Here is a 21,579-nt window from a genome sequence, read left to right on the forward strand (position 1 = left end):
GAGCTGCCGCAGGCTGCGATCTTTTGACTTTGTTTTTAAAGAGCAAGATCAAAGATCGCAGCCTGCGGCAGCTCCTACAGTTCGTTTTGTGGTGACATTTGTGAGGACACCGTTTTGCGCTCTACCGAAGTCGTGATCATTGGCGCTGGCGCCGCAGGGTTGATGTGTGCACTGACCGCCGCCGGGCGCGGGCGTGAAGTGTTGCTGCTCGATCATGCGAACAAGGCCGGCAAGAAAATCCTGATGTCCGGCGGTGGCCGCTGCAATTTCACCAACATGTACACCGAACCGAGCAATTTCCTCTCGCACAACCCGCATTTCTGCAAATCCGCACTGGCGCGTTACACCCAGTGGGATTTCATCGGCATGGTCGGCAAGCACGGCGTGCCGTACCACGAGAAGAAACTCGGCCAGCTGTTCTGCGATAACAAATCCAGCGACATCCTCGGCATGCTCCTCGACGAGTGCGATCAGGTCGGCGTCGAGCTGCACCTGGACACCTCGATCCAGACCATCGAGAAAGTCGAAAACGGCTACCTGCTCGACACCACCCTCGGCCAGCTCCAGTGCCAGTCGCTGGTGATCGCCACCGGCGGGCTATCAATCCCGACGCTGGGCGCCACCGGTTTCGGCTATCAGGTGGCCAAACAGTTCGGCCATGAGCTGCTGCCGACCCGCGCCGGCCTGGTGCCGTTCACCATCACCGATCAGCTCAAGGAACTGTGCACCGAGCTGTCCGGCACGTCGGTGGATTGCCTGGTCAGCTGCAACGACCAGAGCTTTCGCGAAAACATCCTGTTCACTCACCGTGGCCTCAGCGGCCCGGCGATTCTGCAGATCTCGTCGTTCTGGGAGCCGGGTGACACCGTGGAGATCAACCTGCTGCCGGACCACGACACCGCCGCATGGCTGCAACAGCAAGTGGCCGAACGCCCGAACAGCGAACTGAAAACCCTGCTCGGCGAGATCTTCACCAAGAAAATGGCCAACCTGTTGGCGGACAACTGGTTCGTCTCCAAACCGATGAAGCAGTACACCCACGCCGAACTGGCGCAGATCGCCGACAAGCTGGGCAGCTGGAAAGTCGTGCCGGCCGGCACCGAAGGCTATCGCACCGCCGAGGTCACGCTGGGTGGCGTCGACACCCGCGAAGTGTCGTCCAAGACCATGGAATCGCTGAAAAGCCCGGGGCTGTACTTTGTCGGCGAAGTGCTCGACGTGACCGGGCATCTGGGCGGCTTCAACTTCCAGTGGGCATGGGCTTCCGGCTACGCGGCCGCGCAGTACGTCTGATCGAAACAACACCCTCCCCTGTAGGAGCTTGCCGAAGGCTCCTACAGTTGTTATGCGTGATGCAGTAAGGAACACTTTTTGCTGTCAGATGTGATCGACGCCATTGCGTCGGCGTCATTACTGGCTCAATTTAGCGGCATCGCCTCGGAAGGCCTTCGCACTTCATGTCCTCGACCTCGTTTCGTCAGTCTTTGCGGCGCCTGTGGGCGCTGGATAAATTCAGCTACAGCGTACGGGTGTTCATCGCCCTGACCGGCAGCATGGCGCTGTGTTGGTATCAGGATGAAATGGGCCTGCTGATCCCGTTGTTCCTGGGGATTATCGCCAGTGCCCTGGCCGAGACCGACGACAGCTGGCAGGGCCGCCTCAACGCGCTGGCGGTAACACTGGTGTGTTTCAGTATCGCCGCGCTGTCGGTGGAACTGCTCTTCCCCTACCCCATCGTGTTTGCCATCGCCCTGGCCCTGGCCAGCTTCGGCCTGACCATGCTCGGCGCACTCGGCGAGCGTTACGGTGCGATTGCTTCGGCGACATTGATTCTGTCCGTGTACACCATGATCGGCGTCGATCAGCGCGGCGGTGCGGTCACCGATTTCTGGCACGAGCCGATGCTGCTGGTGGCCGGTGCCGCGTGGTACGGACTGCTGTCGGTGCTGTGGCAGGCGCTGTTTTCCAACCAGCCGGTGCAGCAGAGTCTGGCGCGGCTGTTCCGTGAACTGGGTTTCTATTTGAAGCTCAAAGCCTCGCTGTTCGAGCCGATCCGCCAACTGGATGTCGAAGCGCGGCGACTGGAACTGGCGCAGCAGAACGGTCGGGTGGTGGCAGCGCTGAACAGCGCCAAGGAAATCATTCTGCACCGAGTCGGCAACGGTCGCCCGGGGTCGAAAGTCAGCCGTTATCTGAAGCTGTATTTCCTCGCCCAGGACATACACGAACGCGCCAGCTCCTCGCACTATCCGTACAACGCGCTGGCCGATGCGTTCTTCCACAGCGACGTGCTGTTCCGCTGCCAGCGCTTGCTGCGCCAGCAGGGCAAGGCCTGTCGGGCACTGGCCGAATCGATCCAGATGCGCCAGCCGTTCATCTACGACGCCAGTTTTGCCGAAGCGCTGAGCGACCTCGACGCCTCTCTGGAACACCTGCGCATCCAGAGCAACCCGGCGTGGCGCGGTCTGCTGCGCTCGTTGCGCGCACTGGCAGCCAACCTTGGCACCCTCGACCGTTTGCTCAGCGATGCGAGTAACCCCGACGCCTTGGCGGACGCCACCGACAGCAGTCTGCTCGACCGTTCGCCGCGCAACCTCAAGGACGTGTGGGTGCGCCTGCGCACGCAACTGACGCCGACCTCGTTGCTGTTCCGTCATGCCCTGCGCCTGCCGCTGGCGCTGAGTATCGGCTACGGCATGGTGCATCTGATTCACCCGTCGCAGGGCTACTGGATCATTCTCACCACGCTGTTCGTCTGTCAGCCGAACTACGGCGCGACGCGGCGCAAACTCGGTCAGCGGATTCTCGGCACGGCCATCGGCCTGACCGTGGCGTGGGCGCTGTTCGATCTGTTCCCCAGTCCGTTGGTGCAGTCGTGCTTCGCCATCGCCGCCGGGGTGGTGTTCTTTACCAACCGCACCACACGCTACACCCTGGCGACGGCGGCCATCACGATCATGGTGCTGTTCTGCTTCAACCAGATCGGCGACGGCTATGGACTGTTCCTGCCGCGCCTGTTCGATACCCTGCTCGGCAGCCTGATCGCCGGCCTGACGGTATTCCTGTTCCTGCCAGACTGGCAGGGCCGGCGCCTGAACAAGGTGCTGGCCAACACCCTGACCTGCAACAGCATCTACCTGCGCCAGATCATGCAGCAATATGCCGCCGGCAAGAGCGACGACCTCGCCTATCGCCTGGCCCGCCGCAACGCGCACAACGCCGACGCGGCGCTGTCGACCACGCTGGCGAACATGCTGATGGAACCGGGGCATTTCCGTAAGGAAGCGGATGTCGGTTTCCGTTTTCTGGTGCTGTCGCACACCCTGCTCAGTTACTTGTCCGGGCTGGGTGCGCACCGCGAGACGCAGTTACCGGCGGACGTGCGCGAACACCTGATCGACGGCGCCGGGGTGAAGCTGGCCGCGAGCATCGACGACATCGCCCAGGGGCTTGCGAACAAGCAGCCAGTGGCGATTCAGAGCGACGAAGAAGAAGCGCTGGCCAATGAGCTGGAGCAGATGCCCGACGAGATCGATGAAGGACAGCGGTTGGTGCAGACGCAACTGGCGTTGATCTGTCGGCAGCTGGGGCCGTTGCGTACGTTGGCGGCGCACCTGATCAAGGACACCAGCGAGGCCAGCGGCGGCTGAGAAGACGCCATCGCGAGCAGGCTCACTCCTACAGGGGGAACGCATTTCAAACTGTAGGAGTGAGCCTGCTCGCGATAGGGCCATCAGCCACTCAACAAATTCCGGATCAGACGCTTACATCCCATGCTGGCGCATCAACTTGTCATAACTGCCATCCGCCTTCATCGCCGCGATCGCCTTATCAAACCCCGCCACAATCTGCTCATGCTGCGGATTCTTCAGGCTCACCAGAATATGCAGGCTGTTCTCGCTCAGCGGCTTGGGCAGGAACTCCACGGCATTGCGCACCTTGGGTGATTCGCGCGCCAGGTAATACCGCGCGACATATTCATCCTCCAGGGTCAGCTTGACCCGATCCGCCGCCAGCATGCGCACCGCCATGGCAAAGTTGTGCACAGGGACTTTCTCCAGCGCGGTATCGGCGTCGAACGCCTGCGAATAGGCATAACCGCGCACCACGGCAATCGGGTACGTGTGCAGTTGCTCCAGATTGTTGTATTCGAGCGGGGTGTCTTTGCGCTTGAGAAAACGAATGCGGTTGAGCAGGTATTCGTCGGAGAACTGACCGAGCCTGGTGCGCTCGTCGTTGTACCAGGCGTTGACCAGCACGTCGTAACGCCCTTCGCCAACCCCGAGCAGCGCCCGCGCCCACGGCACCTGTTCATAGTCGCTGGCGTAACCGGCCCGGGCCAGCGCGGTGCTGACGATGTCCGTGGCCAGGCCACCGTTGACCAGCGTGTCGTCGGTAAAGGGCGGCCAGATATCAAACACCAGTCGCAACTTTTCCGCAGCGGCGGGTGGGGCCAGCAAGAGCAATCCGATCAAAGCAAAGGCTCGATGCAGTCGCGGCATGCTTGAAAATCCTTAGCGGGCGAGCTGCCCAGCGTGTTTTCAGTCAAAACCCCAAGGCCCCTTACCGGCGAAACCCAGGCCCTAACATTAGCTCATTGAAGCCAGTGCACAGCGCTTTCCAGCAGATTACACAAAGCAGCTACCGATGCGAGAAAGGAATGATGGCATTTTGACCTTTATCACAGACTCTTACGCCATACAGACATCCGAAGGCTGTGCGCTTAGTATCGGGCGACAGCGTTCAAGGAGCCGGAAGATGACAATCGAGTGGATCTGCAAACATCACAGCGATCTGGGCAAAGAGCAGTTGTACGCATTGTTGAAGCTGCGCTCGGAGGTGTTCGTGGTCGAACAGAAATGCGCCTACCCGGACCTCGACGGTCAGGATCTGGACGGCGACACCCATCACTTGATGGGTTGGGAAGACGATCAGTTGATGGCCTATCTGCGCCTGCTCGATCCCGAGTCCCAGGGCGGTGACGTGGTGATCGGCCGCGTGATCATCGCACCGCAGGGCCGGGGCAAAGGACTGGGGCACACGATGATGGAACACGCACTGAAACAGGCCGAGAAGCATTGGCCGCAGGTGCCGATCTATCTGTCGGCCCAGGCGCATTTGCAAGGGTATTACGGCCGGTACGGGTTTGTCGTGGCGGGTGAGGAATACCTGGAGGATGACATTCCGCATATCGGGATGCGTCGTTCTTAACGCCCTATCGCGAGCAGGCTCACTCCTGCATTTGATCGCATTCCATCTGAAGGAACCCGATCTACTGTAGGAGTGAGCCTGCTCGCGATGGCGTAATCACCATCACCACAGACTCAGGGATACTCCAACACAGCCTTGATCTGCCGCAAATTGCGCTCGATCCACCCCCGGTCAATCGCCCCCCACTCACGAATCCGATAGCGCCCGGCATGGTTACGCGCGCCCTCTTCCTGCTCGAATTCACAGACGATATCCAGATCCGCCAACGCGGCAATCGTGTCCTGCGCCGTGCGCCGGGGCATGCCGGTGACGTCGGTCAGCGCCGGCACGCTGGCGGCCAGGCCGCTGTCGATCAGGTAGGCCACGTACAGGCGACGGTAGAAACTGCTTTTGGTCTTGCTGACGTCCATCCACCCGCTCCTTGTTGCGGCTATTGCAGATCCCGCCACGTCAGGTACACCCGCAGATCGAACTCGACCTGGTGATACCCCGGCAGCATGTGTTCACACAATTTGTAGAAAGCCTTGTTGTGATCCGACTCTTTGAAGTGCGCCAGCTCATGCACGACGATCATCTTCAGAAACTCGGGCGCCGCCTCCTTGAACAGCGAGGCAATGCGAATCTCTTTCTTGGCCTTGAGCTTGCCGCCCTGCACTCGCGATACCGTGGTGTGCAGGCCCAGCGCGCGGTGAGTCAGGTCGAGGCGGTTGTCGAACAGCACCTTGTCGATGGCCGGCGCGTTGCGCAGGTATTCCTGTTTCAGGTCCAGCGCGTAGCTGTACAGCGCCTTGTCGCTCTGCACATCGTGACGCGCGGGATAGCGTTGGCTCAGGTAGTCACCCAGACGCTGTTCGGCGATCAGTTGGCGCACCTGATCCTGCAATTGCGCGGGATAGGCCTGGAGGTATTTCAACGCAGTCATGGACACGGCAACACGGTTCGAAAAGAGCGCCAGTGTAGCGAATTCAACCGGGCAGCGCGCTCCAGTCAAACGGCTCGGCGAAGCTGGCGGCGTCGTCGGCCATCATCGGCCGCGCCACCAGGAAGCCCTGTACGTATTCGCAACCATGGGCTTGCAGCCATTGGTATTGCTCGATGGTTTCCACGCCCTCGGCAATCACCAGCAACCCGTATTGTTTGCACAGACTGATCACCGTACTGACCAATGAGGCGTCGCGTTTGGAGTCCGGCAATCGAGCAATGAGATGGCGATCCAGCTTTAGGGTATCCAGCTCCAGATCGCGCAGATGCGCCAGCGAACACGGCCCGGAACCGAAGTCATCCAGCGCCACGCGCACACCCAGATTGCGCAGCAAACGCAGCTGTTTGCGGGTTTCGTCGGGATTTTGCATCAGCGCTTCTTCCGTGACCTCGACCTCCAGTTGCCGAGGCTGCAAGGCGTGCCGCTCCATCACCTGACGCAACTCGGTGGCCAGATTCGGCAGGCTGAACTGGGTGTTGCTCAGGCTCACGCCGAGCACCAGGTCTTCGGCAAACAGGGTTTCCCAGGCTTTGCGCTGGCCGGCCCCGCGATGATAAATCCAGCTGCCGAGACGGCTGATCAGCCGCGCTTCTTCCAGCAATGGCAAAAACAGCCCCGGCGGCACATCGCCGACACTCGGATGCTGCCAGCGCAGCAAGGCTTCAAAACCGCGAATCTGGCCAGTGTCGATAGCTACTTGCGGCTGATAGACCAGATTGAAATCGCGGTTCTCGATGGCGGCACGCACGCTCTCTTCGAGCATCAACCGCGAGCGCGCCCGGCCATTCATTTCATGATCGTAGAAACGATATTGCTGACGTCCGGCGCGCTTGGCTTCGTACATGGCGATGTCGGAGGCACGCAGCAATCCGTCAAGGTTAGAACCGCAGTCCGGGTAAGTGGCGATGCCGATGCTGGCGCCGAGAGCGATGTCCAACCCCTCGATCTGCTGACAGATCGACACCCGCTCGATGAGTTTTTCGGCAATCTTCGCCGCTTGCTCAGGAAACTCCAGATCCAGCAGCGCGGTAAACTCATCGCCGCCCATGCGCGCGAGAATGTCGAACGGTCGCAGGCACGCCTTCAATTGCTCGGAGACCCAGCGCAACACCCGATCGCCGGCGTCGTGACCGAGGGAATCGTTGACCCGCTTGAAGCCGTCGAGGTCCAGGTACAGCAAGACCCAACTGCTGTCGCTGCGCTCGCCACGCAGGAGCAGATTTTCAACGGTCTGGTAAAACCCGCGACGGTTGAGCAAACCGGTCAGTGGATCGGTCACCGCTTGAAATTCCAATTGCTGATGCAAGTGACGCACCACCGACATGTCCAGCACGGTCACCACCATTGCGTGTTGCTCGCTGGGCAGCGCGGCGCAGGATAACGCAACCGGCACTTGCTGGCCGGGCGCGGTGCGCAGCAAGGCGTCGTGCAGTCTCAACGTCTCGCCACGCTTGTAACTGGCATAAAACTCGGAATCGGCCCACAGCGCAATGTGCGGTTTCTGCAGGTAATCGAGAAACTCCTTACCTTCCAGCTCCTTCACCGGCGCATTCAGCAAGCGTGAAATCGCCGGGTTGGCGAAGCGGATCAAACCATCCTCGCCCACCACCAATATCCCCTCGGCAGCGTTATCCAGCACCGAGGCATTGAAAGCGCGCGCCACTTCCAGGTCATGACTCAGGCGCTGCAAGGCGCGGCGATTGCGCTGGTGTTCCAGCAACGCCTGCACCTTGGGCTTGAGGATCTGCGGGTCGAACGGCTTGAACAGGTAATCCACCGCGCCACTGGCATAGCCCTTGATCACCGCATCCTGGGATTGCTCGTTGGCGGTCAGAAAGATAATCGGCGTCAGGCGCGTGCGCTGGCTACCGCGCATCAACCGCGCCACTTCAAAGCCGTCCATGCCCGGCATCTGCACATCCAGCAGCACCAGATCGACGTCGTGGGAAAGCAGAATATTGAGCGCTTCGAAACCGGAAGCCGCAGTGAGGACGTGCCAATCCTGGCGCTGCAGCAACGCGCGCATGCTGATCAGGTTTTCAGGGTAATCATCAACGATCAAAAGGACAGAGCTGCCTTCACCTGGCGGGGGTTGCGCGCATTCCATGCTGCTTCTCTTGTCGGGACTTCAGGGCGATTCCGGTAAAACCGTACACACATCGAGCCTTCACTCTAGTCGTGGATCCGAAAAAGCAGAAGCTGTCATCAGGCCATCATTTAACCAAAGCGTGAGTTTGCCGACTAACGGTCACCGCTGCAGCCCCCGGAAACCGGCAGAGATGGCATTTCGACAGGATGTTGACGTCAATCATCTGCCAAACGGGCATTAACAAAATATCCCTCTACGCTTATAAAGGCCGCCCCAAAAGGCGCGGGCTAGAGCTTCTGGCACCCGCGTTCAGGATGAACTGAGTGGAAGCACCGACATGATCGATCTCGCAACCTGGAACCTCAGCGTTCCCGTTGGCAGTCCGCCATACACCGTCGAAACCGAAAAACTGGTGAACGGCTTCAAAGATCAATACTTCCATTCCGACACCGGCACCCTGTTCTTCTGGTCGCCGGTCACCGGCTCCAAAACCGAAAACGCCATCTACCCGCGCACCGAACTGCGCGAAACCTACAGCAACGGCACCCTGCGCAACTGGTACTACCCGGACGCCGACAACCTGCTGCGTGCCACCCTTGCAGTGAACAAGGTGCCCAGCTCCGGCAAGATCGTCATCGGCCAGATCCACGCCTATGAAAGCCAGCGCCCGATGGTCAAGCTCGAATACCAATACAAGGAAGCAACCCAGACGGGCAACCTGGTAATCAAAGTCCGCATGCACCCCGATGACGCAGAAAGCCGCGTCATCACCCTCGCCACCGGGATCAAACTGAACAACGAATTCAACTACCTCATCCACTTGAGCCCCGGCGGTGCGTTGGGCGTGAGTGCGGCGGGTTATCAGTGGGATTCACAGATCAGCGCCACCTGGCGCGACAAGCCGTTGTACTTCAAGGCCGGGGTGTATGTGCAGGACAACACCGGGTACACCAGTGAGGGGGGGCAGGTGACCTTCTCCAAGCTCGACATCGATCACGACAAATAACCCGCATTCCCCTGTAGGAGCTGCCGAAGGCTCGGGCCGCGATCGGACGATCTTTTGATCTTGTTTTTGATTCTGAAAAGACAAAATCAAAAGATCGCAGCCTTCGGCAGCTCCTACTTTTAAACGGCGTTGTTTAGATCGATCGCCGGTTACTTCCGGATGCCTACAACAGCTTGCGTCGTTGCCTACCACTACGCCAGAATCCGCCGGCTTGTGCGCCTGGCGGGCCCTCGGCAACTTGATTCGCATCACTGATTTCCAGTGATCGGGTTTAAGCCACCCACAAAAAACCCGCCTCTCGGCGGGTTTCTTGAATCAGCGGTTAACGCTCAGGCTTAGTTAACCTTGGCGTTCAACTCACCCTTCAGATAACGCTGGAACATCGCTTCCAACGAGATCGGTTTGATCTTCGAAGCATTACCGGCAGTGCCGAACGCTTCATAACGAGCGATACACACGTCACGCATCGCGGTCACGGTGGCGCCGAAGAATTTACGTGGGTCGAATTCGCTCGGGTTGGTGGCCATCAGGCGACGCATCGCACCGGTGGATGCCAGGCGCAGGTCGGTGTCGATGTTGACCTTGCGCACGCCGTACTTGATGCCTTCGACGATTTCTTCAACCGGTACGCCGTAGGTTTCTTTGATGTCGCCGCCGTACTGGTTGATGATCGCCAGCCACTCTTGTGGCACGGACGAGGAACCGTGCATCACCAAGTGAGTGTTCGGGATGCGCTTGTGGATTTCCTTGATGCGGTCGATCGCCAGCACGTCGCCGGTAGGTGGCTTGGTGAATTTGTAGGCGCCGTGGCTGGTGCCGATGGCGATGGCCAGGGCATCAACTTGTGTCTTCTTGACGAAGTCTGCGGCTTCTTCCGGGTCGGTCAGCATCTGGCTGTGATCCAGAACGCCTTCAGCGCCGATGCCGTCTTCTTCACCGGCCATGCCGGTTTCCAGCGAACCCAGGCAGCCCAGCTCGCCTTCAACCGAAACGCCGCAGGCGTGAGCCATGGCGACGGTCTGCTGAGTCACACGGACGTTGTATTCGTAATCGGTCGGGGTTTTGCCGTCTTCGCCCAGGGAACCGTCCATCATCACCGAGCTGAAGCCCAGTTGGATGGAGCGCTGGCAGACGTCAGGGCTGGTGCCGTGGTCCTGGTGCATGCACACCGGGATGTGCGGGAATTCTTCGATCGCGGCCAGGATCAGGTGACGCAGGAACGGCGCACCAGCGTATTTACGGGCGCCGGCCGAAGCCTGGACGATCACCGGGGAGTCAGTCTTGTCAGCGGCTTCCATGATGGCGCGCATCTGCTCAAGGTTGTTGACGTTGAAGGCTGGAACGCCGTAGCCGAACTCGGCTGCGTGGTCCAACATCTGGCGCATGCTGATAAGTGCCATTGTGTGTGTCTCTCCCGGTTGAGGGTCGTTAATCGTGCCAGCCTGCCGGAGCGGCGGCGGCTATTCAAGTGATTGCAGATCGGGGGTCGAGGCCCGGTCTGGTGATTCGATAAAGCAGATTCTGTTTGTCACTGAAACTCTGTGGCGAGGGGGCTTGCCCCCGTTCGGCTGCGCAGCAGTCGTAAAAAAGCTTTGGGAGCGCTTCGCACTCCAACGGGGGCAAGCCCCCTCACCACAAAAAACCCACATCAGAGCTTTGGGTGTGTCAGTTACTGCGCCTTGCAGCCGCGGCCGATCAAATCATTGGTGGCGACCCAGTACACCAGGCCTTCCTCACCCTTGACGTGAAACGCCAGCATGCCGTCGCTGTACAGCGTGCCCGAAGCGCCCGGCTCTTCTTTCAGGCGATAGACCTGATCACCGCCGCCGAGTCGAACATCGACTTCCTTCTGGCCGGCATCGGTGTAGCGCCACAGCACTTTGGCCTGGCTGTCGCAGGTCCATGTCGTCCAGCTGTCCGCAGGGGCGGACGACTGAAACAGGTTCATCTGCGCGCAACCGCCCAACAATGCCAATGCCGCAATGGCGATCAAGCCTTTCATCCGTGTTCCTCGACTGACAGCCAACGCCGCCAGCCTTGAGTTAAAGAGTCAGACCGGTCAAGGACAACCATGTTCCTTGGCCGGGGTTTGCGTCTCGTATTTGTCCAGACCGTCCGGCCCCGAGCGCTTGTTCAGCACCGGGTTGGTTTCGGCCTGCCAGTCGGCCTGGTAGCAGCCTTTCTGCGCCGCATCCGGCGCAGGCGTCGCCTCGGCCTTCGGGTTACTCCCGCAGGCCGCCAGCGTACCGATCAGCAACAACAGCGCTAACGACTTGACCATGTGAACACTCCTTTGCCTGGCCAAACGGGCGGCCTCAGGCCTTGGCCCGGCTTTCCAGGACTTCAACGGCTGGCAGTACCTTGCCTTCGACGAATTCGAGGAACGCGCCACCACCGGTGGAAATGTAGGAGATTTGCTCGGCCACGCCATATTTATCGATGGCCGCCAGGGTGTCGCCACCGCCGGCGATGGAGAACGCGGCGCTGTCAGCGATGGCCTGGGCCAGCACTTTGGTGCCGTTGCCGAACTGGTCGAATTCGAACACGCCGACCGGACCGTTCCACAGAATGGTTTTCGACGATTTCAGCAGTTCGGCGAAGTTGGCAGCGGTTTGTGGGCCGATGTCCAGGATCATGTCGTCCGCTGCGACGTCAGCGATCAACTTGACGGTCGCTTCGGCGCTTTCGGCGAATTCCTTGGCTACCACGACGTCAACCGGCAGCGGCACGCTGACTTTGGCGGCGATGGCGCGCGCAGTATCCAGCAGGTCTGGCTCGTACAGCGACTTGCCGACCGGGTGACCGGCAGCCGCCAGGAAGGTGTTGGCGATGCCGCCGCCGACGATCAGTTGATCGCAGATCTGGCTCAGGCTGTTGAGTACGTCGAGTTTGGTCGAGACCTTGGAGCCGGCAACGATGGCCGCCATCGGCTTGGCCGGCGCACCCAGCGCCTTGCCCAGTGCGTCCAGTTCAGCGGCCAGCAGCGGGCCTGCAGCGGCGACTTTGGCGAACTTGGCCACGCCGTGGGTCGAACCTTCGGCGCGGTGAGCGGTGCCGAAAGCGTCCATCACGAACACGTCGCACAGGGCAGCGTATTGCTGGGCCAGTTCGTCGGCGTTCTTTTTCTCGCCCTTGTTGAAGCGCACGTTTTCGAACAGCACGATGTCGCCAGCCTTGACGTCAACGCCGCCCAGGTAATCGGCCACCAGCGGCACTTCACGGCCCAGGGCCTTGCTCAGGTAGTCAGCGACCGGCTTGAGGCTGTTCTCGGCGGAGAACTCGCCTTCGGTCGGACGGCCCAGGTGCGAGCAGACCATCACCGCCGCACCTTTTTCCAAGGCCAGCTTGATGGTCGGCAGCGAAGCCAGGATACGCGCATCGCTGGTGACAACACCGTCCTTGACTGGGACGTTGAGGTCTTCGCGGATCAATACGCGCTTACCTTGCAGATCGAGGTCGGACATCTTCAACACGGTCATGGGTCGCACTTCCTGAGTAACTGTTCTTAGAGAGCAGGTTTTTTTGAAATCGCTGTATGCAGATAGTGTTCTGCAACGTCCAGCATTCGGTTGGCAAAACCCCATTCGTTGTCGAACCAGGCCAGGATGTTCACCAGCTTGGGACCGGATACACGGGTCTGACTGGCATCGACGATGGCCGAATGTGGGTCATGGTTGAAATCACAGCTGGCGTGCGGCAACTCGGTGTAAGCCAGCAAGCCTTTGAGCGGGCCATTGGTGGCGGCCTCGCGCAGGATCCGGTTGACCTCGTTGGCGTCGGTCGCCGTGGCGGTCTGCATCGTGATGTCGAGGCAGGACACGTTGACCGTCGGCACGCGTACGGCTTTGGCCTGAATTCGCCCGGCAAGTTCCGGCAGCAGGCGCTCGATGCCTCGCGCCAGACCAGTGGACACCGGGATCACCGACTGGAACGCCGAACGGGTGCGGCGCAGGTCTTCGTGGTGATAGGCGTCGATCACCGGTTGATCGTTCATCGCCGAGTGAATCGTGGTGATCGACACGTAATCCAGGCCGATTGCCTTGTCCAGCAGGCGTAACAGCGGCACGCCGCAGTTGGTGGTGCAGGAGGCGTTGGACACCAGCAGCTCATCGCCGGTCAGGCAATCCTGATTGACGCCGTAGACGATGGTGGCGTCGACATCCGCCTCGCTGGCCATCGGCTGTGAAAACAGCACGCGTGGTGCGCCGGCGTCGAGGAAACGCTGGCCGTCTTCACGGGTGTTATAGGCACCGGAGCATTCGAGCACCAGATCGACGCCCAGCGACGCCCAATCGATGCCTTCGGGGGTGGCACTGCGCAGGACCTTCACGCAGTCGCCATTAATATGCAGACAATCGCCCTCGACCCGCACTTCGCCGGGAAAGCGGCCATGGGTGGAGTCAAAGCGTGTCAGGTATTCGATGCTGGCCATGTCCGCCAGATCGTTGATCGCGACAATTTCAAACCCGGCCTTCTCGCCACGCTCGAACAACGCACGCAAGACGCAACGACCAATCCGGCCGTAGCCGTTGAGTGCAACTTTGTAGGGACGCGGTTGAGGCATGGGGTTCTCGATAGTATTCGCTAACAACACAACCCCATGTAGGAGCGGCCCGAGCCTTCGGCAGCTCCTACAGGGGAACGCGGTAGCCGGGGCCACCGCATTCGTACTGCTTAGTCTTCCAGCAGCTCTTCAGCCTGACCCAGGATGTTTTCCAGGGTGAAGCCGAATTCTTCGAACAGTGCCGACGCCGGAGCCGATTCGCCGTAAGTGGTCATGCCGATCACGCGACCTTCCAGACCCACGTACTTGAACCAGAAGTCGGCGTGGGCCGCTTCGATCGCGATACGCGCGCTGACCTGCAACGGCAGAACCGATTGCTTGTAGCCAGCGTCCTGGGCATCGAACACGCTGGTGCAAGGCATGGAAACCACGCGCACCTTGCGGCCTTGTTCGGTCAGTTTGTCGTAGGCCTGAACGGCCAGACCGACTTCCGAACCGGTCGCGATCAGGATCAGCTCAGGCTCGCCTGCGCAGTCCTTCAACACGTAGCCACCGCGGCTGATATCGGCGATCTGGGCAGCGTCACGCTCTTGGTGCTGCAGGTTCTGACGCGAGAAGATCAGCGCCGACGGGCCGTCTTTACGCTCCAGCGCGTTTTTCCAGGCCACCGCCGATTCAACGGCATCGGCTGGACGCCAGGTGTCGAGGTTCGGCGTGGTACGCAGGCTGGTCAGTTGCTCGATTGGCTGGTGCGTCGGGCCGTCTTCACCCAGACCGATGGAGTCGTGGGTGTAGACGTGGATCACGCGCTGCTTCATCAGTGCGGACATGCGCACCGCGTTGCGAGCGTATTCCATGAACATCAGGAAGGTCGCGCCGTAAGGCACCAGGCCGCCGTGCAGGGTGACGCCGTTCATGATCGCGGTCATGCCGAATTCGCGCACACCGTAGTACATGTAGTTGCCGCTGGCGTCTTCAGCGTTGACGCCTTTGCAACCTTTCCACAGGGTCAGGTTGGAACCGGCCAGGTCAGCCGAACCGCCGAGCAGTTCCGGCAGCAGCGGGCCGAACGCGTTCAGGGTGTTCTGGCTGGCTTTACGGCTGGCGATGGTTTCGCCCTTGGCCGCCACTTCAGCGATGTAGGCCGAGGCTTTTTCCGCGAAGTCAGCCGGCAGCTCGCCGCTCAGACGACGGATCAGCTCGTTGGCTTCGGTCGGGAACGCGGCGGAGTAGGCAGCGAAACGCTGATCCCACTCGGCTTCGGCCGCGCGACCTTTTTCCTTGGCGTCCCACTCGGCATAAATGTCGGCCGGGATTTCGAACGGACCGTAGTTCCAGTTCAGCGCCTGACGGGTCAGGGCGATTTCCGCGTCACCCAGCGGGGCACCGTGGCAGTCTTCTTTGCCCTGCTTGTTCGGCGAACCGAAACCGATGGTGGTCTTGCAGCAGATCAGGGTCGGCAGCGGGCTCTTGCGCGCGGTTTCGATGGCGGTCTTGATCTCTTCCGGATCATGACCGTCGACGTTGCGAATCACCTGCCAGTTGTAGGCTTCGAAACGCTTCGGCGTGTCGTCGGTGAACCAGCCTTCGACTTCGCCATCGATGGAGATGCCGTTGTCATCGTAGAAGGCGATCAGCTTGCCCAGGCCCAGGGTACCGGCCAGGGAAGCGACTTCGTGGGAAATACCTTCCATCATGCAGCCATCACCCAGGAACACGTAGGTGTGGTGGTCGACGATGTTGTGGCCAGGACGGTTGAACTGCGCGCCCATGACTTTTTCTGCCAGCGCGAAACCCACGGCGTTGGCCAGACCCTGACCCAGTGGGCCGGTGGTGGTCTCGACGCCTGGGGTATAGCCGAATTCCGGGTGACCCGGGGTGCGGCTGTGCAGTTGACGGAACTGCTTGAGGTCTTCGATCGACAGGTCGTAACCGGTCAGGTGCAACAGCGAGTAGATCAACATCGAGCCATGGCCGTTGGACAGCACGAAGCGGTCACGGTCGGCGAACGATGGATTGCTCGGGTTGTGCTTGAGGTAGTCGCGCCAAAGCACTTCGGCGATATCTGCCATACCCATAGGGGCACCGGGATGGCCGCTGTTGGCTTTTTGCACGGCATCCATGCTGAGGGCACGAATGGCGTTGGCACGCTCACGACGGCTAGGCATCGCTGATCTCCTGGGTGTGAATAATTGAAACGGAAAAAAGGAGGGCATTTTCCCTCACCGGAGCGCCTCGGGGCAATGACAGATAGTCATACGGAGGCGTTTTTCCCATGGTTAACAGTGGATTCTATTGGTGAAACCTTTCCGCTGTTGGTTTGTAGAGTTAACCAGCCGGTGAGAAGTGCCATCTATCGAGCAATATCAAAACTTTTTGATATTGCCCTTGCAGCGATTTCCTACCGTCACTAGACTGCTGCCCCATGAACTTACGCGTGCCTTCCATTCGCCATGACGACTGCGACGAGCTGGCGGCCCTGTGCAAGGCCGGTGGCGACCCGCTGCGCCTGAATGTATTGCGCGCGCTGGCCAACGATTCGTTCGGTGTACTGGAACTGGCGCAGATTTTTGGCATCGGTCAGTCCGGCATGAGCCACCACCTCAAGGTGCTGGCCCAGGCCGATCTGGTGGCGACTCGGCGCGAAGGCAACGCGATTTTCTATCGCCGCGCCCTGCCCCACACCGAATTGCTGGGTGGCAAGTTGCACGCGGCACTGTTAGAAGAAGTCGACAATCTGGCGCTGCCGGACGACGTGCAGACCCGCATCGCCCAGGTACACGGACAACGTGAGGCGGCCAGCCAGGACTTTTTCGCCCGGGTTGCAGAGAAATTTCGCGCCCAGCAAGACTTGATCGCAGGCCTGCCGCAGTACCGTGACAGCGTGCTGGCCCTGCTCGATAAACTGAACTTCAATGGTGCTGCCACGGCCATTGAAGTCGGCCCCGGCGATGGTGCTTTTCTGCCGGAACTGGCCCGCCGCTTCGGCACCGTAACCGCGCTGGACAACAGCCCGGCGATGCTCGAACTGGCGCGGCAGGTATGTGAACGTGAACAGCTGGCTAACGTCAGCCTGCAATTGGCCGATGCATTGAATGGCACCAGCCTTCAGGCCGACTGCGTGGTACTGAACATGGTGTTGCACCATTTCGCCGCACCGGCCGAAGCGCTCAAGCACATGGCCGGCCTGCTGCAACCGGGCGGTAGCCTGCTCGTGACAGAGTTATGTAGCCACAACCAGAGTTGGGCCAGGGAGGCCTGCGGTGATCTGTGGTTGGGGTTTGAACAGGACGATTTGGCCCGTTGGGCCACCGCTGCGGGACTCGTTCCCGGGGACAGCCTCTATGTAGGCTTACGTAATGGTTTCCAGATCCAGGTTCGCCACTTTCAGCGACCGGCTGGCGACACTCACCATCGGTAAATTCAGGAAAACATCGAGATGAGCGAATACTCCCTCTTCACCTCCGAGTCCGTGTCTGAAGGACATCCGGACAAAATCGCCGACCAGATTTCCGATGCGGTGCTGGACGCCATTATTGCTGAAGACAAGTTCGCCCGTGTGGCGTGCGAGACTCTGGTAAAGACCGGCGTTGCAATCATTGCCGGTGAAGTGACCACGTCGGCCTGGGTCGATCTGGAAGAAATCGTGCGTAACGTCATTCTTGACATCGGCTACAACAGCTCCGATGTCGGCTTCGACGGCGCAACTTGCGGTGTGATGAACATCATCGGCAAGCAGTCCCCTGACATCAACCAGGGTGTTGACCGTGCCAAGCCTGAAGATCAGGGCGCCGGCGACCAGGGCCTGATGTTCGGCTACGCCAGCAACGAAACCGACGTTTTGATGCCAGCGCCAATTACCTTCTCGCACCAGCTGGTGCAGCGCCAGGCCGAAGCCCGTAAATCGGGTCTGCTGCCTTGGCTGCGCCCGGATGCCAAGTCGCAAGTGACTTGCCGCTACGAAGGCGGCAAGGTTGTCGGTATCGACGCTGTTGTTCTGTCGACCCAGCACAACCCTGAAGTGTCGTACAAAGACCTGCGCGAAGGCGTGATGGAGCTGATCGTCAAGCACGTACTGCCTGCCGAACTGCTGAGCAAGGACACCCAGTTCCACATCAACCCGACCGGCCAGTTCATCATTGGCGGCCCGGTAGGTGACTGCGGTCTGACCGGTCGCAAGATCATCGTCGACAGCTACGGCGGCATGGCCCGTCACGGCGGCGGCGCGTTCTCCGGCAAAGATCCATCGAAGGTTGACCGTTCGGCTGCCTACGCTGGCCGCTATGTTGCCAAGAACATCGTCGCCGCCGGCCTGGCCGAGCGTTGCGAGATCCAGGTGTCCTACGCGATCGGTGTCGCTCAGCCGACCTCGATCTCGCTGAACACCTTCGGCACTGGCAAGATCAGCGATGACAAGATCATCAAACTGGTGCGTGAAGTGTTCGACCTGCGTCCGTACGCAATCACCACCATGCTGGATCTGCTGCACCCGATGTACCAGGAAACTGCAGCCTACGGCCACTTCGGTCGTGCTCCGCAGACCAAGACTGTTGGCGAAGACACCTTCACCACCTTCACCTGGGAAAAAACCGACCGCGCCGACGCTCTGCGTTCCGCTGCTGGTCTGTAAGACGCCCTGGCGGTACAAAAAAGCCCCGCACGGTTCGCGCCGTGCGGGGCTTTTTCATGTTTGCAAAGATCAAAGGATCGCAGCCTTCGGCAGATCCTGCATGGGAATGCATTCTGTAGGAGCTGCCGAAGGCTGCGATCTTTTGACTTTAACGCTGCGCAACACCCCGCAAAACACCAAGGCTACCTGACCCGCCATCCTCACCTAGCCTTCAAGCATTCCCCCTGAGCAAGGACGCTCATCATGCTTGCCACGCTGCGCCTGTTTTCAGTTGTTCTGCTGAGTTTCATCCACCTGATCGCTTACGCCGCCTGCCCCGACTGGCCTGCCGCCACCGCGCAAAACGAAATCACCGCCCTGCAAAAACAGATCGACCAATGGGACGACGCCTATCACCGCGAAGGCCGCTCGCTGATTGCCGACGACCTCTATGATCAAGCCCGCTTGCGGCTCAACGAGTGGCGACAGTGTTTCCAGCAGCCAGCAGCGCCCCAACCTTTGCGCAGCGCATCGGGCCCCATCGCGCATCCAGTTGCACACACAGGTCTGGATAAACTTCATGAGGCAGCGGCGGTTCAAGCCTGGCTCCAGGACCGCCGGGACGTCTGGGTCCAACCCAAGGTCGATGGCGTGGCGGTGACGCTGATCTACCGTCGTGGCCTGTTGCAGCAAGCGATCAGTCGCGGTGACGGTATCAGCGGCCAGGACTGGACGGCGTCAGCGCAAAAGATCGCCGCCATTCCTCAACAACTGACGCAGCCCCTTGATCTGCTGGTGCAGGGCGAACTCTACTGGCGTCTGACTCAACATGTGCAGGCCCGCGCCGGCAGCGTCAATGCCCGCGCCACGGTTGCCGGACTGATGAGCCGGAAAACCCTGAGCGCCGAGCAGGCGGCCGGGATCGGTCTGTTCGTCTGGGATTGGCCACGGGGGCCGGCGAGTCTGCCCGAAAGAATAGCGACGCTGGCGACATTGGGTTTCGCCACGACAGCACCGTTCAGTCAGGCCATCGCCAACCTTGAGGACGCACAAAAGTGGCGTGAGCACTGGTATCGATCACCGCTGCCATTCGCCAGCGACGGCATTGTCCTGCGCCAAAGCCAGCGCCCACCGGCCGAGCGCTGGCAGGCGAGCGCGCCCTACTGGGCGGTGGCCTGGAAATACCCGTTTGCCCGGGCGCTGGCCGAGGTGCGCAAAGTGAATTTCAAGGTCGGCCGCACCGGCCGCATCACACCGGTGCTGGAGCTGACGCCGGTCATGCTCGATGACCGGGAGATCAAACGGGTCAGCGCCGGTTCGCTCAAGCGCTGGCAGACGCAGGACATCCGTCCCGGTGACCAGGTGGCAATCAGCCTGGCCGGGCTGACGATTCCACGGCTCGACAGCGTAGTACTGCGTACGACCGAGCGGGCCGCCATCGACATCCCCGACGCCAGTGATTTCCACGCCTTGAGTTGCTGGCAACCGACACCCGGCTGCGAAAGCCAGTTTCTCGCGCGCCTGACCTGGCTCAGCGGCAAACAAGGGCTGGCGATGCCCCATGTGGGCAAAGGCACTTGGGAGAAACTTCTGGAAACAGGCCGCCTGAACAACCTGCTGGATTGGTTGACCCTCGATGAGCCAGAGCTTGCTAACATTGCCGGCTTCGGCGAACGCAGCAGTGCGCGCCTGATACACAGTTTTCACAGCGCCCGCCAAAGACCGTTCACGCAGTGGCTCAAAGCGTTGGGCCTGCCGCCGACCGGTGCCGCCCAATTGGCTGATTCATGGCAGTCGCTGGCACAACGAAATACCGAACAATGGCAGGCTGAAGCCGGAATCGGCCCCGGACGCGCGGCGCAATTGAGTGCATTCTTTCGCGATCCGCAGGTGCTGGCCCTCAGCGAACAATTACACGCCGCCGGAATCGACGGTTTCTGAACATGCAATCCCGGTACGCCGGGGAACCCAACGGCCACCGAGGCGCTCCAACTGCGCAGCGCCCGACTGACCCGATTGCCTTTGCACTGGAGCTTTTATGAAACTTCTTTCACCGCTCGCCCTGCTGACACTTTGCGCCGTCATGGCCGCCCCCGTGATGGCCGACGAAGACGCCCCGGGCCTGACCGGTTGCGCCGCCAAGAAGCAGGGCATCATCAACCAGATCGAACAGGCCAGGTCCCGCGGCAACGCCGATCAACAAGCCGGTCTGCAAACGGCACTGGATGAAGTGACGAAAAACTGCACCGACGCCGGCCTGAAGAAAGAACGCGAGAACAAGGTGCTGGATGCCAAGCACGAAGTCAGCAAGCGTCAGGCCGATCTCGACAAGGCGATGAAAAAAGGCGATCCGGAGAAGATCAACAAACGCAAAGACAAACTGGCCGAGTCGCGCAAAGAGTTGCAGGACGCGCTGGACGAAATCGACAAGTAATCAGCAGAACCTTGTGGCGAGGGAGCTTACTCCCGCTCGACGGCGCAGCCGTTGCAACTCCGGCCGGTCGGTTCTTGCAGATACAACTCGGCTGAAGGGTTTCAGGGCTGCTGCGCAACCCAGCGGAAGCAAGCTCCCTCGCCACAGTTGCTCAGTTGCCCGGTAGCCTCAGACAATCAATGATCCCGAAATTCTTTATGGCAAGCGCTGCAGGCATCTTCAACCTTCTGCACCGCCGGCCCCAGGTTACTGGCCTTGTACGGCTGAACCTTGCTGGTGATCACCAGTTCACCGGTGGCCGCCTCAAGGTTGCGGGCCAGTTCCTGAAAGCGCGCCTGGCGCAGCCAGACATCATCTTTGGCACTGGTGTGATCTTCTTCGCGCACCTGCGGAAAATGCTTCCATGGCTCATGGGACAACGCATCGAGCTTCACCGCACCGTCGGCGAATTTCGGCCCGTCGAACGGAATGCGTCCACGCAACATACCGCCCAGGTCTTCGCCGGTCTTGAGCATCTGCTTGAAGATCGCCTTGCGTTGACCCAGCGGGGAATTCGGGTCGACACCGCCACAGGCGGACAAGGTCAGACAGGCCAGCAATACAACAGAAATTCTTTTAAGAGTCATGGTGGCTTCAGGTCACGGAATTCGGCGGCCAGTATCCTCGCGCCACCGACAAACACCAATAGCCCTATTAAAATTACGGGTTGCCGGAGCGCATGGAGCACTCAGGCAACCGGCACAG

Annotated in this window: 19 protein-coding genes; 8 read left to right on the forward strand and 11 right to left on the reverse strand. The window is 60.3% G+C overall.

Annotated elements, in window-relative coordinates; translation table 11 throughout:
* Nucleotides 1-114: 114 nt before the first annotated feature.
* Together NN484_RS04550 and yccS are read left to right on the forward strand one after the other, a co-directional pair.
* Entirely contained in the window at nucleotides 115-1,293 is a 1,179-nt protein-coding gene (locus tag NN484_RS04550) for a BaiN/RdsA family NAD(P)/FAD-dependent oxidoreductase (RefSeq protein ID WP_127647863.1), read from the forward strand.
* A gap of 164 nt (nucleotides 1,294-1,457) precedes the next feature.
* Nucleotides 1,458-3,650, forward strand: coding sequence for a YccS family putative transporter (yccS, locus tag NN484_RS04555; RefSeq protein ID WP_274658652.1), 2,193 nt, complete (start codon nucleotides 1,458-1,460; stop codon nucleotides 3,648-3,650).
* Between the two features lie 114 nt (nucleotides 3,651-3,764).
* Here yccS and NN484_RS04560 read toward each other — a convergent pair whose 3' ends face one another.
* On the reverse strand, nucleotides 3,765-4,502 hold the full coding sequence (locus NN484_RS04560) for a substrate-binding periplasmic protein (protein ID WP_127647865.1): 738 nt from the start codon (nucleotides 4,500-4,502) through the stop codon (nucleotides 3,765-3,767).
* A 256-nt stretch (nucleotides 4,503-4,758) separates the two neighbouring features.
* Between NN484_RS04560 and NN484_RS04565 the strand changes: the two genes are divergently transcribed.
* The gene (locus NN484_RS04565) at nucleotides 4,759-5,211 is read left to right on the forward strand and encodes a GNAT family N-acetyltransferase (RefSeq protein WP_215500684.1); all 453 of its coding nucleotides are present in this window, start codon (nucleotides 4,759-4,761) and stop codon (nucleotides 5,209-5,211) included.
* 113 nt (nucleotides 5,212-5,324) lie between these two features.
* Here NN484_RS04565 and NN484_RS04570 read toward each other — a convergent pair whose 3' ends face one another.
* The 3 genes from NN484_RS04570 to NN484_RS04580 are packed head-to-tail and all read right to left on the reverse strand — an operon-like array spanning nucleotide 5,325 to nucleotide 8,300.
* Complete coding sequence (locus NN484_RS04570) at nucleotides 5,325-5,621, reverse strand: winged helix-turn-helix domain-containing protein (protein WP_127647867.1); 297 nt, start codon at nucleotides 5,619-5,621, stop codon at nucleotides 5,325-5,327.
* A gap of 20 nt (nucleotides 5,622-5,641) precedes the next feature.
* On the reverse strand, nucleotides 5,642-6,133 hold the full coding sequence (locus tag NN484_RS04575; RefSeq protein WP_127647868.1) for a M48 metallopeptidase family protein: 492 nt from the start codon (nucleotides 6,131-6,133) through the stop codon (nucleotides 5,642-5,644).
* Between the two features lie 43 nt (nucleotides 6,134-6,176).
* Nucleotides 6,177-8,300 (reverse strand): putative bifunctional diguanylate cyclase/phosphodiesterase, encoded by a 2,124-nt coding sequence (locus NN484_RS04580; protein ID WP_127647869.1) that lies wholly within the window; start codon nucleotides 8,298-8,300, stop codon nucleotides 6,177-6,179.
* Nucleotides 8,301-8,619: 319 nt separating this feature from the next.
* Between NN484_RS04580 and NN484_RS04585 the strand changes: the two genes are divergently transcribed.
* Nucleotides 8,620-9,288: a polysaccharide lyase family 7 protein gene (locus NN484_RS04585; RefSeq protein ID WP_127647870.1), complete on the forward strand. Its 669-nt coding sequence runs from the start codon at nucleotides 8,620-8,622 to the stop codon at nucleotides 9,286-9,288.
* A gap of 335 nt (nucleotides 9,289-9,623) precedes the next feature.
* Here NN484_RS04585 and fba read toward each other — a convergent pair whose 3' ends face one another.
* The 6 genes from fba to tkt all read right to left on the reverse strand — a co-directional run bounded on the left by fba (nucleotide 9,624) and on the right by tkt (nucleotide 15,960).
* Nucleotides 9,624-10,688: a class II fructose-bisphosphate aldolase gene (gene fba / locus NN484_RS04590; RefSeq protein WP_003229012.1), complete on the reverse strand. Its 1,065-nt coding sequence runs from the start codon at nucleotides 10,686-10,688 to the stop codon at nucleotides 9,624-9,626.
* A 269-nt stretch (nucleotides 10,689-10,957) separates the two neighbouring features.
* Nucleotides 10,958-11,290 (reverse strand): MliC family protein, encoded by a 333-nt coding sequence (locus NN484_RS04595; protein ID WP_274658653.1) that lies wholly within the window; start codon nucleotides 11,288-11,290, stop codon nucleotides 10,958-10,960.
* Nucleotides 11,291-11,347: 57 nt separating this feature from the next.
* A complete protein-coding gene (locus NN484_RS04600) occupies nucleotides 11,348-11,569 on the reverse strand; it encodes a hypothetical protein (RefSeq protein WP_274658654.1) in 222 nt (73 codons plus the stop codon).
* Nucleotides 11,570-11,603: 34 nt separating this feature from the next.
* Nucleotides 11,604-12,767, reverse strand: a complete 1,164-nt coding sequence (locus NN484_RS04605) for a phosphoglycerate kinase (protein ID WP_007961877.1) — start codon at nucleotides 12,765-12,767, stop codon at nucleotides 11,604-11,606.
* A 26-nt stretch (nucleotides 12,768-12,793) separates the two neighbouring features.
* On the reverse strand, nucleotides 12,794-13,852 hold the full coding sequence (gene epd / locus NN484_RS04610; RefSeq protein ID WP_127647877.1) for an erythrose-4-phosphate dehydrogenase: 1,059 nt from the start codon (nucleotides 13,850-13,852) through the stop codon (nucleotides 12,794-12,796).
* Nucleotides 13,853-13,962: 110 nt separating this feature from the next.
* The gene (gene tkt, locus NN484_RS04615) at nucleotides 13,963-15,960 is read right to left on the reverse strand and encodes a transketolase (protein ID WP_127647878.1); all 1,998 of its coding nucleotides are present in this window, start codon (nucleotides 15,958-15,960) and stop codon (nucleotides 13,963-13,965) included.
* 257 nt (nucleotides 15,961-16,217) lie between these two features.
* Between tkt and NN484_RS04620 the strand changes: the two genes are divergently transcribed.
* The 4 genes from NN484_RS04620 to NN484_RS04635 all read left to right on the forward strand — a co-directional run bounded on the left by NN484_RS04620 (nucleotide 16,218) and on the right by NN484_RS04635 (nucleotide 20,835).
* Complete coding sequence (locus NN484_RS04620; protein ID WP_215500681.1) at nucleotides 16,218-17,213, forward strand: ArsR/SmtB family transcription factor; 996 nt, start codon at nucleotides 16,218-16,220, stop codon at nucleotides 17,211-17,213.
* Nucleotides 17,214-17,231: 18 nt separating this feature from the next.
* A complete protein-coding gene (metK, locus tag NN484_RS04625) occupies nucleotides 17,232-18,422 on the forward strand; it encodes a methionine adenosyltransferase (protein ID WP_095187071.1) in 1,191 nt (396 codons plus the stop codon).
* Nucleotides 18,423-18,665: 243 nt separating this feature from the next.
* Nucleotides 18,666-20,342, forward strand: a complete 1,677-nt coding sequence (ligB, locus tag NN484_RS04630; protein ID WP_215500680.1) for an NAD-dependent DNA ligase LigB — start codon at nucleotides 18,666-18,668, stop codon at nucleotides 20,340-20,342.
* 97 nt (nucleotides 20,343-20,439) lie between these two features.
* Nucleotides 20,440-20,835, forward strand: coding sequence for a DUF1090 domain-containing protein (locus NN484_RS04635; RefSeq protein ID WP_215500679.1), 396 nt, complete (start codon nucleotides 20,440-20,442; stop codon nucleotides 20,833-20,835).
* A gap of 176 nt (nucleotides 20,836-21,011) precedes the next feature.
* On the opposite strand, the gene NN484_RS04640 is transcribed toward NN484_RS04635, so the two are convergent.
* Nucleotides 21,012-21,461 carry a c-type cytochrome gene (locus NN484_RS04640; protein ID WP_215500678.1) on the reverse strand — a complete coding sequence of 150 codons (450 nt, stop codon included), beginning with the start codon at nucleotides 21,459-21,461 and terminating at the stop codon, nucleotides 21,012-21,014.
* Nucleotides 21,462-21,579: the final 118 nt, after the last annotated feature.

Origin of the sequence: Pseudomonas serboccidentalis (assembly GCF_028830055.1) — a bacterium.
Taxonomy (GTDB): domain Bacteria; phylum Pseudomonadota; class Gammaproteobacteria; order Pseudomonadales; family Pseudomonadaceae; genus Aquipseudomonas; species Aquipseudomonas serboccidentalis.

What these genes read in the sequence shown, in the direction of transcription:
- fba (WP_003229012.1), bottom strand. Translation starts at nt 10,688, where the DNA reads ATGGCACTTATCAGCATGCGCCAGATGTTGGACCACGCAGCCGAGTTC.
- NN484_RS04570 (WP_127647867.1), bottom strand. Translation starts at nt 5,621, where the DNA reads ATGGACGTCAGCAAGACCAAAAGCAGTTTCTACCGTCGCCTGTACGTG.
- tkt (WP_127647878.1), bottom strand. Translation starts at nt 15,960, where the DNA reads ATGCCTAGCCGTCGTGAGCGTGCCAACGCCATTCGTGCCCTCAGCATG.
- NN484_RS04595 (WP_274658653.1), bottom strand. Translation starts at nt 11,290, where the DNA reads ATGAAAGGCTTGATCGCCATTGCGGCATTGGCATTGTTGGGCGGTTGC.
- NN484_RS04635 (WP_215500679.1), top strand. Translation starts at nt 20,440, where the DNA reads ATGAAACTTCTTTCACCGCTCGCCCTGCTGACACTTTGCGCCGTCATG.
- NN484_RS04640 (WP_215500678.1), bottom strand. Translation starts at nt 21,461, where the DNA reads ATGACTCTTAAAAGAATTTCTGTTGTATTGCTGGCCTGTCTGACCTTG.
- NN484_RS04620 (WP_215500681.1), top strand. Translation starts at nt 16,218, where the DNA reads ATGAACTTACGCGTGCCTTCCATTCGCCATGACGACTGCGACGAGCTG.
- NN484_RS04600 (WP_274658654.1), bottom strand. Translation starts at nt 11,569, where the DNA reads ATGGTCAAGTCGTTAGCGCTGTTGTTGCTGATCGGTACGCTGGCGGCC.
- NN484_RS04585 (WP_127647870.1), top strand. Translation starts at nt 8,620, where the DNA reads ATGATCGATCTCGCAACCTGGAACCTCAGCGTTCCCGTTGGCAGTCCG.
- ligB (WP_215500680.1), top strand. Translation starts at nt 18,666, where the DNA reads ATGCTTGCCACGCTGCGCCTGTTTTCAGTTGTTCTGCTGAGTTTCATC.
- epd (WP_127647877.1), bottom strand. Translation starts at nt 13,852, where the DNA reads ATGCCTCAACCGCGTCCCTACAAAGTTGCACTCAACGGCTACGGCCGG.
- yccS (WP_274658652.1), top strand. Translation starts at nt 1,458, where the DNA reads ATGTCCTCGACCTCGTTTCGTCAGTCTTTGCGGCGCCTGTGGGCGCTG.
- NN484_RS04575 (WP_127647868.1), bottom strand. Translation starts at nt 6,133, where the DNA reads ATGACTGCGTTGAAATACCTCCAGGCCTATCCCGCGCAATTGCAGGAT.
- NN484_RS04565 (WP_215500684.1), top strand. Translation starts at nt 4,759, where the DNA reads ATGACAATCGAGTGGATCTGCAAACATCACAGCGATCTGGGCAAAGAG.
- NN484_RS04560 (WP_127647865.1), bottom strand. Translation starts at nt 4,502, where the DNA reads ATGCCGCGACTGCATCGAGCCTTTGCTTTGATCGGATTGCTCTTGCTG.
- metK (WP_095187071.1), top strand. Translation starts at nt 17,232, where the DNA reads ATGAGCGAATACTCCCTCTTCACCTCCGAGTCCGTGTCTGAAGGACAT.
- NN484_RS04580 (WP_127647869.1), bottom strand. Translation starts at nt 8,300, where the DNA reads ATGGAATGCGCGCAACCCCCGCCAGGTGAAGGCAGCTCTGTCCTTTTG.
- NN484_RS04605 (WP_007961877.1), bottom strand. Translation starts at nt 12,767, where the DNA reads ATGACCGTGTTGAAGATGTCCGACCTCGATCTGCAAGGTAAGCGCGTA.